We start from the raw sequence: 16,595 nt of genomic DNA on the forward strand, positions 1-16,595 counted from the left end.
GCGTCGCCGACATCGGCATCACGCGGGTGGGCGACGGCGACAGCCTGGTCACGCATCTTCACGGCACGGTGCTGTTCGAGGGGGTCGCCGACCTGGTGTTCTCCGACCTTGAGATCGTCGAGATCGCCTAGGCTGAAGGTCAGTCCAGCGCGCCGGGCGCGTGCATCGACACGCGCTCGGCCAACCCGGCATGCAGCTTGCCGAGGACGCGGAAGAACACCTCGCGCTCTTCCTCGGCGATCCCGTCCAGCAGCGCCTGGTTCAGTGGCACCGACAGCTCGCGGATCGACGCCACCATCTTGTGCCCGTCCGAGGTCAGCGTGATCGAGTTCATGCGACGGTCGCCCGACACCCGCTGGCGTTCGATCAGCCCCTGCGCCTCGAGCGATTTGACCAGCTTGGCGATGGCGGATTTCTTCATCGCCAGGTTCTCGGCCAGGTCGTTCTGCGAGATGCCGGGGTTCACCCAGACCAGGCTGAGGATGCCGATGGACCCCGATTCCAGCGACAGGGGCCCCCGGATCGCCGCCCCGAAGGACCGCAGCATCGCGTTCAGGTTCCGCACCATGAACGGCAGGTCCGACACCAGCGGACCAAGGATGATCCGGGTCTTCCCGGTCTGATGGCTGTCGGACACGTCCTTTCCTCCCCTTTCGGCCAACGTCCACCGAAACCGTGGGCGAATGCAAGCCTTGACCTGCGAATTCAGTTCACTTAGTGAACGAATGAGAGAGGGAGGACAAGCGTGCGGATAGCGATATTCGGCCACGGGGCGCCGATTGGCGTGCTCGGGGCGATCGGAGTGACGGCCCATGACGTGACGCTGTGCGAGGCGCCGGCGGGAACGGCGGCCGACCGCTACATCGAACCCTTCATGGACCCCTTCGCGACCTCGGTGCTGCGCGGGATGGCCGCGGGCGCGCTGGATGAGTTCGCCGCGATCCTGTTCCTGCGGGAAAGCCCGGGGGCGATGCACGCCTGTCTCTACGCGCATGAACTGGCGCGGCGCGGGGTCATGCCGAACGCCGCGCCCAATGCGATCATGCTGAACATCCTGCCGGCCGATGACCCGGCGGCGGGCCGCTTCAACCGGGCCGAACTGGACCGGCTGACCCGGACGCTGACCGGTCTTGGTTGGCAAGCGGGCGCGGCGCGCCCGCTGTCGCCACAGCTCGACGACCTGCTGGCGCGCCAGTCGGCAGGGCAGATAACTGGCGCCGCTGCCTTCGACGCGCGGGCGCGACTGGCCGCGGGCGGGGTGGTGGACGTGGCGGATGCACCGACGGCCGGCCCTCGGCTTGCGATTCTGGGCGCGCCGCTTGGCAATGCCGCGCTGCATGCCGCGTTGGACCGGATCGGCACGCTGGCGCTGGACCAGCAGGCGCTGGACCAGGCCCATGCGGCGCGGGGCGTGACACTGGATGCGGCCCTGTCCGCCCAGGCCGCCAACCCCTTTGCCGCGCGCCAGCCGAAGGCGGTCTTTGTCCCGGCCCTCGCCGAGGCGCTCAAGACCCACCAGATCGACCGCGTGATCTGGCAGCGCGATCCGAACGACGACCTCTGGGGCTGGCTCGCCCCGCAGGTCCGGGACCTTTGCGCCGCCAGAGGCATCGGCTGGACCGACCTTGGCGCCCTGCCACGCTGGCCAACGGCGGCGGATATCGCCGCGCTGACCCTCGGGGAGGCCGTCGCATGACCTACCAGCCGCTGCCCATCTCGGCCGAGGCGATGGCGCATCAGCGCGACTGGGCCAAGTCCCTGCGGGCGCAGATCGCCGGCGGGGCCAAGTTCGCCTTTGTCAACGCGGACACCCCGCACGAGATCTTTCACGCGATGGACATGCCCGTCGTCGTGAACCAGTGGTGGTCCTCGGTCATCGCCGCCAAGCAGCTGTCGACCTGGACGCTGGATCGCGGGGCCGAGATGGGGTTCCACGACAGCCTTGCCAAGTACTCCGCCATGGGGGTGATCTCGGCCCTCGACGGCGACCCCGGCAAGCAGCCCTGGGGCGGGCTGCCTGACCCGGCGATCTTGTGTGCGCGGCAAAGTTCCGACGACCAGCAGCGGCTGTTCCAGCTTTACGCCGACAAGGCGGGGGCGCCGCTTGCCCTGTTACATGCGCCGGCCCCGGCCGAGAACCTGCCGCGCTGGTGGGAACGGGCCCGCGACGATTGGGAGGCGCTCTACGGCACCGCCCGGCTCGACCTCATGCAGGCGCAGATCGAAGAGCTGATTGCGCAGGTCGAGGGGATCACCGGCCGTGCCTTCGACCGCGATGGCTTCGGCGCTTACATGGAGCGGATCGAACAGCAGGAGCTGATCTTCGAAGAGGCCAGCCAGATGATCGCCGCGGCCGAGCGGATGCCGGTGCGGATCGGAGAGCAGATCCCCAACGTGATGATCCCGCAATGGCACCGCGGCTCGGACTGGGCCGTCGCCCATGCGGAACGCTTCCGCGACGCGGTGGCGGACCGAATCGCCCAGGGCGGCGCGGTGGTGGAAAACGAGCGCGTGCGCATGATGTGGATTGGCGCGGGCCTGTGGTTCGACACGAAATTCTACACCGCCTTCGAGGAAGAGTTCGGCGCCGTCTTCGCCTGGTCCATGTACCTGCCCTTTGCCGCCGACGGCTACATCCGACGCAGCAAGGGCGATTACCTGCGCGCCCTCGCGGCCCGGGTCGTGACCATGAACGAACAGCTGCACCAGGCGCCCTGGGCCAACGAATGGCTGGTGAAACAGGCCCGCGACTACCGCATCGACCTGGCCGTGGTGCTGGTGCCCGAGGCCGATCGCCCCTCGGGCTACTGCACCAATTTCATCACCGAGGACCTGCGCGCGGCGGGCGTCGAGGTGGTCGAGATCCATGCCGACATGGTCGATGCGCGCAAGTGGGACGGCCCGGCCGCCAAGTCCGCCGTGACGGATGGCATCCGGAAAGTGCTGGACGCGTGACAAGCTTGTTGACAGCTCGATAATAGTTCACAAAGATACATATTAGGGAGGCACAGGACATGGCGCGCGCGCTGACAGGTTACACCGTCGTCGATTTCAGCCATGTCGTGGCCGGCCCCCTGGCGACGCATTTCCTGGCCCTGAACGGCGCGCGGGTCATCAAGGTCGAGACGCCGACCGGGGACCTGCTGCGCAATTACTCTCCGAACCGGGACGAGTGGGGCATGGCCCCGGCCTTTCGCGGCATCAACATCGGCAAGGAAAGCGTGTCGCTGGACCTCAAGTCCGACGAAGGGCTGGCCGCCGCCAAGCGCCTGATCGCCGAGGCCGACATCGTGGTCGAGAACTTCCGCCCCGGCGTGATGGACCGCCTCGGGCTGGGCTACGAGGCCGCCAGGGCGCTGAACCCGCGCATCATCTACTGCTCGGTCTCGGGCTTCGGCCAGACGGGCGAGATGCGCAACGTCGCCGCCATCGACCAGATCGTGCAAAGCATGTCCGGCCTCATGCGGCTGTCGGGCGAAGAGGGCGACCCGCCCATGCGCATCGGTTTTCCCGTCGTGGACACCTACACCGGGCTGCTGGCCGCCTTCGCGATCCAGACGGCCGTGGTGCAGAAGGAACGCGGGCTGGTCGACAGCCAGAACGTCGACGTGGCCATGCTGGACGCGACGATGGTCATGCTGTCGTCGGTCATCAACCCGCTCTTGATGGTCGGGCAAGAGCACCGGCGCACCGGCAACCGCGGGTTCAGCCGCGCGCCGACCGCCGACACGTTCGCCTGCAAGACGGGCGAGCTGACCGTCGGCGCGGTCGAGGATCACCATGTCGCAAAGATGCTGGCGGTGCTGGGTGTCAGCGCGTTGCTGGACGACCCGCGCTTTGCCACCCGCATCGACCGGCTGACCAACGCCGATGCCATGCGCGACGCACTGGCCGCCGCCTTCGCCACCCGCGATGCCGTGGAATGGGAGACCGCGTTCCGTGACGCGGGCCTGTCGGCCGCGCGGGTCATGGACATCGGCGAGGCCATCGCGATGCCGCATCTTGCCGACCGCGATCTCATCCTGGAGATCGACGGCGAGCGGGTGCTGAACGCGGGCTTCCGGCTGGAGACCGGCAGCCCCGGCACCGGTCGCGGCGCGCCGCGCCTCGGCGCCGACACGGACAGGATAACGACCGCACCCGGGATTGCAGCCCGGGGCTGACACGGACCTTCAGGGAGGAGAAACATGAAGGATTTCATCAAGACCACGGCCCTCGCGGCCCTTTTTGCGGGCGCCGCAACGGCCGCCCTTGCGATCGAATTGCGCCTGTCGGTGGAAACCCCGCCGGGCCACGTGCGCAACCTTGCCGCCGAACGCTGGGCCGAGGCGATCGAGGAAGCCTCGGGCGGGGACATCACCGTCGAGGTGTTCCCGGCCGCGCAGCTCTACAAGTCGGCCGACGCGATCCGGGCGCTCGCCTCGGGCGCGCTGGACATGTCGATCCAGGCCAACGTGACCATGAGCCAGTTCGAGCCGAACCTGTCCTTCTCGACGCTGCCGGTGTTCTTCGGCCGCTCGGCCGAAGAGGCCGACAAGATCCTGTCAAGCGAGATCGGCGAAGAGCTGGGCGCGATGCTGGCCAAGAAGGGCATCAACGTGCCCGGACCGGCCTTCCTTTTCGCCCCGTCGCATTCGGCCTTCACGGTCGACAAGCCGATCAACAGTTACGCCGACATGGCCGGGCTCAAGCTGGCCACGCCGCCGTCCCCGGTGTTGGTGACGCTGATGAAATCGATGGGCGCCGCGCCGCAGGCCGCGCGCCGGTCCGAGATCCCGCTGATGCTGTCGCAGGGGCAGCTGGACGGGCTGGCCGCCGTGACCGAGCTGACGATCACCGGCGGCAAGCTGTGGGAGCCGGGCATCAAGCACATCTACGCCGACAATTCCGGCTGGGGCTTCTACATGCCGGTCGTGTCGCAGCGCAGCATGGACAAGCTGACCGACGCGCAGCAGGCGATCATCCGTGACACCTGGGCCGAGGTCGTGGTCTGGGCCGGCGATCATGCCCATCAAGAGCTGATGGAGGCCCGTAGCGTGCTGGCCGACAACGGCGTGACCGTGGTCGATGCCGACCCGGCCGACGTGGCCGCGCAGCGCGAGGCGATGATGGCCGTCCAGGACCAGATCATCGAGGATTCCGGCGTCGATCCCGATTTCATCGCGCGCGTCTCTGCCGCGCTTGACGGCAACATGTGATGCCAGTCCCGCTGCCCCGCCGGGTCTGGCGGGGCAGCGCCACCCACAGGTCTCCCCATGATAACCCGTATCCTCTCGATATGGTCTCGCCTCGAGACCATTCTCATCGGCGTGCTCCTTCTCATCGCGCTGGCGATCTTCCTCTTTGGCGGGGCGCTGCGGCTGGTCTCGCCCACGAACGCGATCGACTGGGCCACCGAGGTCTCGATCTACTTCATCATCTGGGCCACGGTCCTTGCCGGCGCCGCCATCGTGCAGGACAACCGTCACCTGCAGACCGAGGTCTTCGTGCAGATGCTGTCGCCGGGCACGCGCAAGATCATGGCCTGGGCCATGACGATCCTGTCCATCGGGTTCTGCGCCGTGATCCTGGTCTATGGCTGGCAGGCCTATGAATTCGCCAACCTGCTCGACGAACGCTCGGGCTCGTCGCTGCGCACGCCGCAGGGCTTTGCCGTCTTTCTCGCCCTGCCGGTCGGCATGGCGCTGATCCTCATCCGCGTGACGTTGATGCTGCTGAATGGCCAGCGTCCGTTCTCGCACCAATCCGAAATCCCGGACCGGGGAGAATAACCGAAATGGACGCCTTTATCGGCCTTGCGGGGATGCTTGTCCTCATGGCGCTGGGCGCGCCGATCTTCGTCGCCCTTGGCGCCACGGCGATGATCATGATCGCCATCGAGGGCCGCCCCCTCATGGATGCCGCCGCCCATACCGTCTCGGGTCTGAACTCGCCCACCTTCCTGGCCGTGCCGTTCTTCGTGCTGGCGGCGACCTTCATGCAGAAGGGCGGGATCGCCCGCATCATCATCGACGCCGCCGAAACCTGGGTCGGTCATTTCCGCGGTGGCCTTGGCCTTGTCGCGGTGCTGGCCACGACGCTTTTTGCCGCGATCTCGGGCTCGTCGGTCGTGACCGCCATGGCGATGGGCACCTTCCTGATCCCGGCCATGGTGGCGCGCAATTACGACCGGCCCTTCGCGCTGGGCCTCGTCGGCGCCTCGGGCACCATGGGCATCCTGATCCCGCCCTCGCTGTCGATGATCCTTTACGGCCTGATCGCCGAGGAATCGGTGCCCCGCCTCTTTATCGCCGGCGTCGTGCCGGGCCTGATCCAGGCCCTGCTGCTGGGCGCCTGGGTCATGTTCTACTCGCGCCGCAAGGGCTATGCCTCGGGCACCCGCGCCACGCGCGAGGAGTTCATCGCCAAGAACCTGCGCGCCCTGCCGGCCGTGGCGATCCCGCTGTTCGTCTTCGTCGGCATCTACTCGGGCTACACCACCGTCACCGAAAGCGCGGGCGTTGCCGCCATCGCGGCCCTGCTGATCTCGGTCTTCGTCTACAAGGAGGTGCGGATGCGCGACCTGCTGTCGATGACGGCCGAGGGGATGAAGGCCGCCTCGGGCGTGTCGTTCATCGTCATGTTCGCGCTGCTCTTCGCGCACTGGATCACCGGCTCGGGCGTGCCCACGGCGCTGGTCGAGTTTGCCACCGCGGCCGATCTCAAGCCCTGGCAGTTCCTGCTGGCGCTCAACGTCATGATGCTGATCCTCGGCATGTTCCTCGATGCCATCGCGGTCATGCTGATCGTCACGCCGATCGTGCTGCCGGTCCTCGGCCCGCTCGGGATCGACCCGGTGCATTTCGGCATCGTGCTGATCGTGAACATGGAGATCGCATTCCTCACCCCGCCGATCGGGCTGAACCTGTTCGTCCTGTCGTCGATCGCCCGGGCGCCCATGTCCGAGGCCGTGCGCGGCATGATCCCCTTCGTGATCATCATGGCCTGCTTCCTCATCCTCGTCACCTACGTACCGGAGATCACCCTATGGCTGCCGAACAGATTGATGAACTGATCTCGGTCTGGGATCCCCATGACCCGCAAACCATCGACACCTACCCGGACGTCTGGCGCGACCTGCGCGAAAGCCATCCGGTGGCGTATAGCGACAAGTGGGGCGGGTTCTTTACCGTGATGCGCTACGACGACATCGTGACGGTGGAAAAGGACCCCGAGACCTTCACCGCCACCAAGCTGAGCATCGTTCCCGCCTCGCCCAAGCTGGGCCTGCCGCGCCTGCCGCTGCAAAAGGACCCGCCGGAAAGCGAGCGCTACCGCAAGGCGATGAACCCGTCGTTCAAGTCGAACAAGATCCGCACGTTTCTGCCGGGACTGCGCGCGCTGGCCAATGACCTGATCGACACCGCCAAGGCCAGGGACGCGGCGGCGGTGAACTTCCCCGAGGAGATTGGCGAGCCGATGAGCCAGGGGTCTCTGGGGGTTCTCGTGGGCTTCGACACGGCCGAGGCGCTCGAGATCGGGCGGCTTTCGGCCACCTACGTGCACGCGATCCAGACCCGCGACATGGGCACCGCCGCGCGCATGTCCAAGGGGGTCGATCAATTCGCCATCGACCTCGTCGCCAGCCGCATGGCTGACCCGCGCGACCCCGAAAGCGACATGCTGTCGTCGATCATGTCGCAGCCGCTCAAGGGCGAACCCTTCGACGAACGCGAGCTGGCGGGGATGGTGCGCCTTCTGCTGGTCGGCGGGCATATCGCCTCGCGCTGCCTGATGAATTCGCTGGCCTGGCACTTGGCCACCAACCCCGATCACGTAGCGCTGCTGCGCGATGACCCGTCGGTGCACGCGACCTTCCGCGACGAGATCCTGCGCTTTTACCCCGCGAACCAAAGCCTTGCGCGCGTGACGACAAAGGACACGGTGCTGAACGGCACCTTCATCCCCAAGGGCGTGCCGGTGGCGATGAACTACGGCGCGGCCAACCGCGATCCGCGCGTCTTCGACAATCCCGAGACCTTCGATCCGCGCCGCAGCCCGAACCGCCACATCACCTTTGGCACCGGCGCGCATATGTGCATGGGCCAGGCCATGGCCAAGATGCAGGTCGAGGTGATGACCGACGCGTTGATCGCCCAGCCGGGCCTGAAGGTCGTCGGCACCCCGACCTGGGGCCGCTGGACCGAGTTCGGCATCAACACCCTGACGCTTGACATGCGAGGCGACCGATGACCCACAAGGCCGATTTCAAAGTCCCGGAGACCGAGGATTTCGACAGCCCGCACAAGCTTTTTGCCGAGCTGCGCAGCCATTGCCCCGTCGCCTGGGCCGACGAGATGGGCGGCTTCTGGGCGGTGACGAAACATGCCGATGCCCGCGAAGTGCTCGAGAACTGGCAGATGTTCACCACCACCGTGCAGAACGTCGTGCCGCGTGTGGCGACGACCCAGCGGCGGCCCCCGCTGCACCTCGACCCGCCGCACAACACGCCCTATCGCAACGCCATCCAGCGGTTTCTGACGCCACAGCGGCTGGAGGAATGGGAGGAGCGGCTGGTGCCCATGGTGGCCCGCTTTCTCGATCCGTGGATCGCGCAGGGCGGTGGCGACATCTGCAAGGATTTCTCGTTCCTCTTGCCCATCGCGCTGCTTGCCGAGTTCTTCAACCTCTCGCCCGACAAGGCCGAGCTGATCCGCGCCGTCGGGGCCGAGTTCAACATGGCCCTGCAACGGCAGGATTTCGACCTGCTGCGCGCCAAGTCGGACGAGCTTTACGACATCGCCGCCGACCTGATCGCCGACCGCCACGCCAACCCGCGCGACCCCGACACCGACCCGACCGCCAGCCTGCTGGCCGTGCGCGTGGACGGGCAGCCGCTGGCCGATGACCTGATCCTCGGGGCGCTGCGGCAGTTCCTGCTGGTGGGGATCATCGCGCCCACGACCTTCATCGGGTCGATGGCCGTGCACCTGGCCCGCCACCCCGAACATCACGCCGAGCTGGCCGCGAACCCCGCGCTGGTGCCCGACGCGCTGGAAGAGCTTCTGCGCCTCTACACGCCTTATCGCGGCTTTGCCCGCACGGCCCGCGAGGACACCAAGATCGGCGGCTGCCCGATCTCCAAGGGCGACCCGGTGGCCATCGTCTTCACCTCGGCCAACCGTGACGCCGAGGTGTTCGAGGACCCTGACACCTACCGGCTGGACCGCAAGGCGCGCGACCTGCTGACCTTTGGCCGCGGACCGCATATGTGCCCCGGCGCGCCGCTGGCCCGGGTGCTGCTGCGCGAGACGCTGCGCCAGCTCACCGCCAAGACCACTCGGCTGACCCAGGTCGGCGAGATCGAGATGACGAACTGGCCCGAGTATGGCCCGCTCAGCGTGTCCTTCACCCTCGAAACCCCCTGACCCGGAGGCTCCCATGACCACAGAGACCCGCCCGGGGATCGACCGCACCGTCGACTGGGACCCGCTGTCGCCCGAGAACAACGCCGACCCGGTCTGTGTCCACGCCCGGCTGCGGGCCGAATGCCCGGTGGCCTACACGGATCATTTCGGCGGCTTCTGGACGCTTCTCAAGCATGACGACGTGATCGCGGCGGCCGAGGACACGGCGACCTTTGTCAGCGGCCGCAAGGTGACGATCCCCGACACTGTGGGCCCCGACCGTCCGCCGCGCCCGCCGCTCGAGACGGACCCGCCGCTGCATACGGCCTATCGCACGCTGCTCAACCGTTTCTTCACGCCGGCGCGGATCAAGCGGATCGAGCCGGCAATCCGCCGCACCGCGCGCGAACTGCTGGGCGCCTGCATCGCCGATGGCGAGGCCGAGGTGGTCAGCCGCCTGACCTTTCCAATGCCCGCGCAGGTGCTGTGCATCTTCCTGGGCATCTCGGTCGAGGATGCCGCCAATATCAAGGACATGGCGAACCGCGCCCTCAAGGCCGCCATGTCCGGCGACAAGGCGCTGCACAAGGCGGTGAACGATCAGGCCTATGCCTATGTCGACAAGGTGATCGACGCGCGGCGCAAGACGCCCTACGACCCCGATGACGTGGTCAGCGCGCTGATCCACGAAGAGGTGGGCGGACGGCGGCTGGACCACGACGAGATCGCGGCGGTGCTGCGCCTGTTCCTGCAGGCAGGCCACGGCACCACGACCAATGGCATCGGCAGTGTGATCCGCTACTTTGCCAGCCACCCCGAGGACCAGCGCCGCGTCCGCGAAAATCCCGCGCTGATTGCCCCGGCCATCGAGGAAATCCTGCGTCTCTGGACGCCCGCCCGGGCGCTGGGCCGCACCGCCTCGCGCGACGTGACCGTCAGCGGGCGCACGATCCCCGAGGGCGGCAAGCTGCTGCTGATGTGGCATTCGGCCAACCGCGACGCGGACCATTGGGACCGGCCGGACGACTGCGTCATCGACCGCCAGCCGAACCCGCATTACGCATTCGGTCACGGCATCCACACCTGTCTCGGCGCGCCCATCGCCCGGGCCGAGCTGCGCATCGCGCTCGAGGAGCTGCTGGCCCTGACCGAGGATTTCTCGCTTTGCGGCGCGGACGAGGGCGCGACCTATCCGCACCTTGGCCCGTCGAAGCTGGACGTCGCCTTCACCCCCCGCACCGCCGTCGCGCCCGACGATGTCGTGCTGGCCGAAGGCGAGCGGCTGATGAGCGTCTCGGCCGTGACACATGTGGCCGAACAGGTGGTGGAATTGTCGCTGACCCCCGTCGACGGCGCCCCGCTGCCCGACTGGCAGGCCGGTGCCCATATCGACGTGGTGATCGGCGGTTTCGCCCGGTCGTATTCCCTGGCAGGCGACCCGGCCGATCGCGATGCCTGGCGCATCGCCGTGCTGCGCGACGAGAAAAGCCGCGGCGGCTCGGTCGCGATCCATCGGCTCGAGGCTGGCGACCGTATCGTCGTCCGCGCCCCGCGCAACAACTTCCCGCTGCGCGACGCGCCCGCCTATCACTTCGTCGCCAGCGGCATCGGCATCACGCCCATGCTGCCGATGATCCGCGCGGCAAAGGTGGCGGGCCGGCCCTGGCAGCTTGACTACGTCGGGCGGCGCCGCGAGACGCTGGCCTACCTTGCGGACCTCGAGGGACAGGATAACGTCCGCGTCCATCTGACCTCGGAAACCGGCCGCCCGGACCTTGCCGCGCTGCTGGCGCAAAGCGACGGGGCCGAGGTCTATGCCTGCGGTTCGACCGATTTCCTGGCCGCGACCGAAGAGACCTGCAAGGCGCTGGGCCGACCCTTCCACACCGAATGGTTCGCGCCCAAGCCCGGCGCGCGGCAGGCGGGCGAAGGCGCGCTCGAGGCCTTCACCGTCTACCTCGCCAGGTCCGACAAGGAAATCGAGGTCGTGCCCGGCCAGTCCATCATCGACGCCTGCGCCGAGGCCGGGGTGGCCATCCCGACCTCGTGCTTCGAGGGCACCTGCGGGTCCTGCCGCTGCGAAGTGCTCGAGGGCGAGCCCGATCACCGCGATTCCGTGCTGAGCGAGGAAGAGCGCGCGCGGAACGACCAGATGATGCCCTGCGTGTCCAAGTCCAAGACCGGGCGTCTGGTGCTGAATCGCTGACCATGCCCCGACGGGAGATGTCGGAATGACCGTCCGCTTCGCGATCGGTGCGGCGTTGCTGACGGCCCTGCCGCTGACCGCATCGGCGCAGGATGCCGCCAGCCGCTTCCCGAGGACGCGCCCGGGGCATTTCCGGCCGTCCCCGTCCCCGACCCGGTGACCCCGGCCGAAAACGCGGACCTGCCTGCGTTCATCATTTTCGTCCCCGGCGCTATCGGCGGCGGGCCCTCGGACATCGCCCACCCGAACGCCGAATGCGACGCGCAGATCATCGACGGGGCGCCCTTGGTCTAGGCGAACATCCAGACCGGGCACCTGGGGACCTTGGCCCACAAAGGCGGCGGGCGCTTTGCCAACATCGCCGCCGACTGGCTGGCTTGTGCGCTGTATGACGATGCGGCGGCGGTGGCGACGTTCACGTGCCCCGATTGCGGGCTTGGCACCGATCCGGTCTGGACGGTCACGCGCAAGACCCTCTGACGGGGGCGCGCAGCAACCGGTTGAACCGCGCGGGCAGAGCCTGTACCGCGGGCAAAGACGGCGGCCCCCGTGGCCGCCGCACCCCTTTTCCCGACCGGAGTCAGGATGCGCATCCAGATCGATCTTGCCATGCAGTATGCCTTCAACCGCCCGAACACCGTGTTCCTGGCGGTCGAGGCGGCGTTTGTCCCGGGTCAGTCCATCGAATCGCAATGGATCGACCTTGGCATGGCGCAGATCACGCGGATCGCGGGCGACGACGGCGTCGGCCAGCGGATCTGGGCGCAGGTGCCGGACACCACCTTCGGCATGACCTACACCGCCACGGTCGACATCACCCGCCCGCCCGTCGCGCTGGAGCGGCTGGGCGCCGCCCCGCTGCACGCCATCCCGGCCGAGGCGGCGCCCTACCTGCGCCCCTCGCGCTACTGCCAGTCGGACAAGTTCGTGAGTTTCGTGGCCAAGCGGTTCGGCCACCTGTCGGGCGGGCCCAAGGTCGCCGCCATCCGCGACTGGATCGAGACGAACCTCAGCTACGTGCCCGGCAGCTCGGACGCGGACACCAACGTGCTGGAAACCTTCGCAGGCCGGCAGGGGGTCTGCCGCGATTATGCCCACCTGATGTGCGCCATGGTCCGCGCGGCGCAGATCCCGGCCCGCATGGTTGCCGCCTATGGCCCCGACGTGACCCCGCAGGATTTCCATGCGGTGACCGAGGTCTGGCTCGATGGCGCCTGGCATCTCGTGGACGCCACGGGCATGTGCGGCGCGGATGGCATGGCGATCATCGCCGTCGGCCGCGACGCCTATGACATCGCCTTCATGGAGAGCGAGGACATGGCCACCATGCTCTCGCTCTCGGTCAACGTGCGCCGGCTGTGACCCGGCGCAGCCGTCAGGCCGAGGCCGTCGTGCGTTCCCACATCAGCGGATAGGCCGGGTCGACCATCCGCTCGCCCTGCGCGAGCGATGGGTAGGGAAAGCGCGGGTCGTCCTTGTAACGCCTGAAGACATGGGGGCGCGTGTCGTCCCAATAGGCCTCCTCGCCCAGCCAGCGCAGCGCGATGGCCCGCCGTCGGCGATTGTTCGACGCGTTGCCGGCGGCGCCGTGCACGGTCATCGGGTGGTGGATGATGATGTCGCCCGGCGCGACCTCCCATGTGGCATAGGAATAGTTCTCGGGGTGGCGATGCACGTCCGACAGGGTCCTGAGGCCCGGCCCGTCCGGATCGTCGTAGACCGTGTTCTCGGCCTGCGCATCGGCCAGGCTGCTGCCGTTCGGGCTGCCGAAGGATTGCGCCGGAAAGAACCGGTCCCACTTGTGAGACCCGCGCACGTAGGACACGACGCCGTTGTCCGGGCCGGCCGCGTCGATCGGGATCCAGGTGGTCAGGATCTGGTCGCCCGTCACCGGCCAATAGGACCGGTCCTGGTGCCAGGGCGTGCGCGCGTCGGTGCCCGGTTCCTTGACCAGCAGCTGGTCGTAAAAGAACCGCACCGCGTTGGTCCGCATCAACTCGCCCGCGATCCCGGCCAGGCCCACGGTGTCGACGAAGTGCCGGAACTCGGGGTCGTAGGCCGAGGTGTAGACATCGCCAAAGAACCGCCCCCCGCCGGTCTTGCGGTCATGGCCCGAGGTGCCTTCGGCCATCATCCGGTCGATGGCGGTGCCCAGCCGATCCAGCAGCTCAAGGTCGACCACCCCCCGCAGGACGGTCGCGCCGTCCCGCTCGAATTCCTCGATGGCGTCGGCCAGTTGGGCGTCGTCGATGCGTGCCATTGTGGGTTCCTCCGTTCGCAATGTGTGCACCGCTCACATTGCATGCCGCGGGACCGCATGTCAAACACGCAATCATGACCGACAAGCGCCCCTTTCATCATGGCGACCTGCGCGCGGCCCTGATCTCGGCCGCCGCGACCGCCATCGAACGCGACGGGATCGAGAACCTGTCGCTGCGCGGCCTGGCGCAGGACATCGGCGTGGCCCGGTCGGCGCCCTATCGGCATTTCCCGACCAAGCAGGACCTGCTGGATGCGGTGGCGGCGGCGTCGCGGCAGGACTGCCACGCGGCCTATGCCGCCATTCCGTCCGACCTGCCGCCGCGCGTGCGGCTGAAACGGGCCGGGCAATTCTACCTCGACTACGTGCGCGCCCACCCGAACATGGTCGAGCTGATCTTTGCAGATCACGCGGCCGCGCCCGGCCAGGCGGCATCCGAGTCGCCGCTGCTGCTGTTCATCGACATGGTGCGCGATGCCATGCCCGGCGCCGAAGACGGCGAGATCGTGCGGACCGCGATGACCTGCTGGTCGGCGCTGCACGGCTTTTCGCTGCTGGCGCTGTCGGGGCGCACGGCGCGTGCGGGGCTCGTCGACGACACCGACGACGCCGTCCTGGACACCATCTTCCGGATGGTGCCGGGCTGACGCGCCTCGCTTGCGCTCGCGCAGCGTGTCCAGCACCCGTGCGACGTTCACCGCCGGGAATTGCCTGAAAACCGGCGCCAGCTTGGGTCAGAGCAGCGAGTCGATGGTGCAATCCCCCGACCTGAGGCCTGCCGTGCACGTCGAGATCATCGAGAGCCGCGCGCAGATGGGCCCACCGGGGCCCGGAAGGAAAGGCAGAGCACCACGATGCTGCAAGGCAGCTACACCCTGCCCAACGGCGCAGCGATCTCCAAGCTGGGTCTTGGCACCTGGATGATCGAGGATGACGTCGTGGCGAAAGCCGTGAAGGACTCCATCGACCTCGGCTACCGCCACATCGACACCGGGCAGGCCTACCAGAACGAACCTGGCGTGGGCGAAGGCGTCCGCACCAGCGGCGTGGCCCCCGAAGAGATCTTCGTCACCACCAAGCTGGACGCCAGCAACAAGGGTTACGACGGCGCCCAGGTGGCCATCGACGGCTCGCTCGGGCTGATGGGCCTCGACTGCAGCGACCTGATGATCATCCACTCGCCCCCGCCGTGGGGGCATTTCTCGGGCGACGACCGCTTCTTCGGCGGCACCCTCGCGGCCTGGACCGCGCTGGAAGAGCGTTAAGAGGCCGGCAGGCTGCGCGCCATCGGCGTGTCGAACGTCCTCGAGGAAGACCTCGACAACTCGCTGGAAAACGCCAAGGTCAAGCCGATGATCGACCAGGTTCCGGCCCCGCCCCCGTCGGACCGGAGGCATGCCCATGATCCGATCCACGCGCGTCGCGCTGCTGCCGACCCGCCCGACTGCCACGGGGCCGAAACGGTCGCGGACCTGGGCCGCCGGCTTGACACCACCGGGATGCCCGGCGGCTGCCAGCCCAAGGCGAGCGCCATCACCCAGTATGGCCCCCAAAGCGAGCTTGCTATTTTCCTCAAGCCCTTTGCCGCTTCGCGCGGGCTGGTGCGGCCGGGCCAGTTCGACGGCCCCTTTGACGCGCTGGCCGTCAGCGGCGATATAGAGGTGCGGATCGACCGCGCCGACCAGGGGCAGACGGGCAGGGGGGACATGCCGGACAGCCGGATCAGGATGCGCCACCTGCGCTGCTTTCGTGCCATCGCCCGCCACGGGTCGGTTACCCGCGCGGCCGAGGATCTGGGCACCGTGCAGCCGTCGGTCTCGCGCTCGCTGCGCGAACTCGAGGACCTGCTGGGCGCGGTGCTGTTCGACCGGACCCATGGCGGGTTGGTGCTGACCGAGGCAGGGCAGACCTTCCTGTCCTTCGTGTCCAACGGCATGGGCCAGATCGACCGCGGGGTCGAGGCGCTGCGCGGCCAGATGGCCGGCGACCGCGTCGTCGCCTACGTGCTGCCCAACGTGGCGCGGATGATCATGCCGGGGGCGGTGCGCCGCTTCAAGACGCTCTATCCCGAGATCGTCGTCACCTTCCTGGCCGCGCAAAGCAGCGGCTTGCAGCAATACCTCGGGCGCGGAGAGGTCGATTTCGCCTTTGGCCGTCTGCTCGCGGCCGAGCACATGTCGGGGCTGCATTTCGAACATCTCTATTCCGAGTCGCTGCAATTCTTCGTCCGGCCAAAGCATCCGCTGGTGGGGCGTGCGGACCTCACGGTCCATGACCTCGACGCCTTTCCGGTGGTGCTGCCGATCCGGGGCACGATCATCCGGGACGAGATCGACCGCTTTCTCGTCGGCCGGGGCGTCAACCAGTTCAGCAACCTGGTCGAGACGATCTCCTTCGAGTTCGCCCGCAACTACCTGCAACAAAGCGACGCCGTGGTCTGCCATCCGCAGGGCGCCATGCGGCGCGAGCTGGAGGCGGGCCAGGTCGTGCCGCTGGACCTGACCGAGGACGCGATGATGGGCGCCGTCGGCGTCACCACGCCGGCCGGCCACCCCCCGTCCGCCCCCGCGCAGCTGCTGATCGAGATGATCCGGCAGGAGGTGCGCGAGCAGGGCCTGTCATAACGTTCCGGTTATGGTTCATTTGGAAATACTATTTCCGCCGCCCGGACGCAGCCGCTACCCTTTCAGCGAGAATCAAGGGAGGAGGGGCCTCGACCCCGGGCGCAAGACCCGGCAGGCGG

The 16,595-nt window shown here is 67.9% G+C and carries 17 protein-coding genes; 15 read left to right on the forward strand and 2 right to left on the reverse strand.

Features of this window, described 5'->3' with window-relative positions; all coding sequences use genetic code 11:
• Nucleotides 1–139 precede the first annotated feature (139 nt).
• Nucleotides 140–637 carry a MarR family winged helix-turn-helix transcriptional regulator gene (locus MF270_RS19390; RefSeq protein ID WP_238367434.1) on the reverse strand — a complete coding sequence of 166 codons (498 nt, stop codon included), beginning with the start codon at nucleotides 635–637 and terminating at the stop codon, nucleotides 140–142.
• Nucleotides 638–745: 108 nt separating this feature from the next.
• Here MF270_RS19390 and MF270_RS19395 point away from each other — a divergent pair, with 108 nt between their 5' ends.
• The 12 genes from MF270_RS19395 to MF270_RS19445 all read left to right on the forward strand — a co-directional run bounded on the left by MF270_RS19395 (nucleotide 746) and on the right by MF270_RS19445 (nucleotide 12,954).
• On the forward strand, nucleotides 746–1,696 hold the full coding sequence (locus MF270_RS19395; RefSeq protein ID WP_238367435.1) for a hypothetical protein: 951 nt from the start codon (nucleotides 746–748) through the stop codon (nucleotides 1,694–1,696).
• Nucleotides 1,693–2,955: a 2-hydroxyacyl-CoA dehydratase family protein gene (locus tag MF270_RS19400; RefSeq protein WP_238367436.1), complete on the forward strand. Its 1,263-nt coding sequence runs from the start codon at nucleotides 1,693–1,695 to the stop codon at nucleotides 2,953–2,955. The genes MF270_RS19395 and MF270_RS19400 overlap by 4 nt, the downstream gene beginning before the upstream one ends.
• Nucleotides 2,956–3,014: 59 nt before the next feature.
• Nucleotides 3,015–4,163 (forward strand): CaiB/BaiF CoA transferase family protein, encoded by a 1,149-nt coding sequence (locus MF270_RS19405; protein WP_238367437.1) that lies wholly within the window; start codon nucleotides 3,015–3,017, stop codon nucleotides 4,161–4,163.
• Between the two features lie 24 nt (nucleotides 4,164–4,187).
• Complete coding sequence (gene dctP / locus MF270_RS19410) at nucleotides 4,188–5,198, forward strand: TRAP transporter substrate-binding protein DctP (RefSeq protein ID WP_238367438.1); 1,011 nt, start codon at nucleotides 4,188–4,190, stop codon at nucleotides 5,196–5,198.
• 57 nt (nucleotides 5,199–5,255) lie between these two features.
• Nucleotides 5,256–5,771 carry a TRAP transporter small permease gene (locus MF270_RS19415; RefSeq protein WP_238367439.1) on the forward strand — a complete coding sequence of 172 codons (516 nt, stop codon included), beginning with the start codon at nucleotides 5,256–5,258 and terminating at the stop codon, nucleotides 5,769–5,771.
• A 5-nt stretch (nucleotides 5,772–5,776) separates the two neighbouring features.
• Nucleotides 5,777–7,054 (forward strand): TRAP transporter large permease, encoded by a 1,278-nt coding sequence (locus MF270_RS19420; RefSeq protein ID WP_238367440.1) that lies wholly within the window; start codon nucleotides 5,777–5,779, stop codon nucleotides 7,052–7,054.
• Nucleotides 7,027–8,232 (forward strand): cytochrome P450, encoded by a 1,206-nt coding sequence (locus MF270_RS19425; RefSeq protein WP_238367441.1) that lies wholly within the window; start codon nucleotides 7,027–7,029, stop codon nucleotides 8,230–8,232. The genes MF270_RS19420 and MF270_RS19425 overlap by 28 nt, the downstream gene beginning before the upstream one ends.
• Entirely contained in the window at nucleotides 8,229–9,407 is a 1,179-nt protein-coding gene (locus MF270_RS19430; protein WP_238367442.1) for a cytochrome P450, read from the forward strand. The genes MF270_RS19425 and MF270_RS19430 overlap by 4 nt, the downstream gene beginning before the upstream one ends.
• A 13-nt stretch (nucleotides 9,408–9,420) precedes the next feature.
• The gene (locus MF270_RS19435; protein WP_238367443.1) at nucleotides 9,421–11,592 is read left to right on the forward strand and encodes a cytochrome P450; all 2,172 of its coding nucleotides are present in this window, start codon (nucleotides 9,421–9,423) and stop codon (nucleotides 11,590–11,592) included.
• A gap of 25 nt (nucleotides 11,593–11,617) precedes the next feature.
• Nucleotides 11,618–11,752: a hypothetical protein gene (locus MF270_RS28245; RefSeq protein WP_272490823.1), complete on the forward strand. Its 135-nt coding sequence runs from the start codon at nucleotides 11,618–11,620 to the stop codon at nucleotides 11,750–11,752.
• Nucleotides 11,753–11,916: 164 nt separating this feature from the next.
• Nucleotides 11,917–12,072: a hypothetical protein gene (locus tag MF270_RS19440; RefSeq protein ID WP_238367444.1), complete on the forward strand. Its 156-nt coding sequence runs from the start codon at nucleotides 11,917–11,919 to the stop codon at nucleotides 12,070–12,072.
• Nucleotides 12,073–12,177: 105 nt separating this feature from the next.
• Complete coding sequence (locus MF270_RS19445; RefSeq protein WP_238367445.1) at nucleotides 12,178–12,954, forward strand: transglutaminase-like domain-containing protein; 777 nt, start codon at nucleotides 12,178–12,180, stop codon at nucleotides 12,952–12,954.
• Nucleotides 12,955–12,967: 13 nt separating this feature from the next.
• On the opposite strand, the gene MF270_RS19450 is transcribed toward MF270_RS19445, so the two are convergent.
• Nucleotides 12,968–13,852, reverse strand: a complete 885-nt coding sequence (locus MF270_RS19450) for a phytanoyl-CoA dioxygenase family protein (RefSeq protein ID WP_238367446.1) — start codon at nucleotides 13,850–13,852, stop codon at nucleotides 12,968–12,970.
• 74 nt (nucleotides 13,853–13,926) lie between these two features.
• On the opposite strand from MF270_RS19450, the gene MF270_RS19455 reads away from it, so the two are divergent.
• From MF270_RS19455 to MF270_RS19465, 3 genes are all read left to right on the forward strand, one after another.
• On the forward strand, nucleotides 13,927–14,499 hold the full coding sequence (locus MF270_RS19455; protein WP_238367447.1) for a TetR/AcrR family transcriptional regulator: 573 nt from the start codon (nucleotides 13,927–13,929) through the stop codon (nucleotides 14,497–14,499).
• Between the two features lie 207 nt (nucleotides 14,500–14,706).
• Nucleotides 14,707–15,117 carry an aldo/keto reductase gene (locus MF270_RS19460; protein WP_238367448.1) on the forward strand — a complete coding sequence of 137 codons (411 nt, stop codon included), beginning with the start codon at nucleotides 14,707–14,709 and terminating at the stop codon, nucleotides 15,115–15,117.
• Nucleotides 15,118–15,144: 27 nt separating this feature from the next.
• Nucleotides 15,145–16,476, forward strand: coding sequence for a cyclophilin-like fold protein (locus MF270_RS19465; protein ID WP_238367449.1), 1,332 nt, complete (start codon nucleotides 15,145–15,147; stop codon nucleotides 16,474–16,476).
• The last annotated feature ends 119 nt before the right edge of the window (nucleotides 16,477–16,595 follow it).

It is taken from the genome of Mesobacterium pallidum (genome assembly GCF_019966535.1).
In the GTDB taxonomy this organism is placed as follows: domain Bacteria; phylum Pseudomonadota; class Alphaproteobacteria; order Rhodobacterales; family Rhodobacteraceae; genus Mesobacterium; species Mesobacterium pallidum.

Coding starts and splice junctions, on each gene's coding strand:
- MF270_RS19400 (WP_238367436.1), top strand. CDS start 1,693: ATGACCTACCAGCCGCTGCCCATCTCGGCCGAGGCGATGGCGCATCAG.
- MF270_RS19405 (WP_238367437.1), top strand. CDS start 3,015: ATGGCGCGCGCGCTGACAGGTTACACCGTCGTCGATTTCAGCCATGTC.
- dctP (WP_238367438.1), top strand. CDS start 4,188: ATGAAGGATTTCATCAAGACCACGGCCCTCGCGGCCCTTTTTGCGGGC.
- MF270_RS19415 (WP_238367439.1), top strand. CDS start 5,256: ATGATAACCCGTATCCTCTCGATATGGTCTCGCCTCGAGACCATTCTC.
- MF270_RS19420 (WP_238367440.1), top strand. CDS start 5,777: ATGGACGCCTTTATCGGCCTTGCGGGGATGCTTGTCCTCATGGCGCTG.
- MF270_RS19425 (WP_238367441.1), top strand. CDS start 7,027: ATGGCTGCCGAACAGATTGATGAACTGATCTCGGTCTGGGATCCCCAT.
- MF270_RS19430 (WP_238367442.1), top strand. CDS start 8,229: ATGACCCACAAGGCCGATTTCAAAGTCCCGGAGACCGAGGATTTCGAC.
- MF270_RS19435 (WP_238367443.1), top strand. CDS start 9,421: ATGACCACAGAGACCCGCCCGGGGATCGACCGCACCGTCGACTGGGAC.
- MF270_RS28245 (WP_272490823.1), top strand. CDS start 11,618: ATGACCGTCCGCTTCGCGATCGGTGCGGCGTTGCTGACGGCCCTGCCG.
- MF270_RS19445 (WP_238367445.1), top strand. CDS start 12,178: ATGCGCATCCAGATCGATCTTGCCATGCAGTATGCCTTCAACCGCCCG.
- MF270_RS19450 (WP_238367446.1), bottom strand. CDS start 13,852: ATGGCACGCATCGACGACGCCCAACTGGCCGACGCCATCGAGGAATTC.
- MF270_RS19455 (WP_238367447.1), top strand. CDS start 13,927: ATGACCGACAAGCGCCCCTTTCATCATGGCGACCTGCGCGCGGCCCTG.
- MF270_RS19460 (WP_238367448.1), top strand. CDS start 14,707: ATGCTGCAAGGCAGCTACACCCTGCCCAACGGCGCAGCGATCTCCAAG.